Annotated in this window: 1 protein-coding gene; it reads right to left on the bottom strand. The window is 63.6% G+C overall.

The features are described 5' to 3' along the window. Positions 1 to 231, bottom strand: a 231-nt coding sequence (locus CVH10_RS24935; protein ID WP_219925137.1) for a catalase-related domain-containing protein, incomplete at both ends; no start/stop codon positions are given.

The raw sequence follows: 231 nt of genomic DNA, 5'->3' as shown, positions 1-231 counted from the left end.
TCGACCGGCTCGCGCGCGGCCTTCGCCTTTTCGGGCAGGTCGATGCCAAGACCGTCCGCGACCCGCTGCGCCAGGTCGTCGTCGACGTTGCGCAGATTGGCGACCATGCGCGGCGGCACTTGCTCCTGCACGCCGACCTTGCTTAGCTCGAATACGAACGAGGACGCGATATGCGCCTGTTCGTTCTCTGTTTGCGAACGGTAGAACAGCCGCGCCTGACTATAATGGTCG

Source organism: Halomonas sp. ND22Bw, from assembly GCF_003011945.1.
In the GTDB taxonomy this organism is placed as follows: Bacteria; Pseudomonadota; Gammaproteobacteria; order Pseudomonadales; family Halomonadaceae; genus Halomonas; species Halomonas halophila.
Note: the sequence above shows the minus strand (reverse complement) of the source record. Positions and strands in the feature narration are given on the sequence as shown.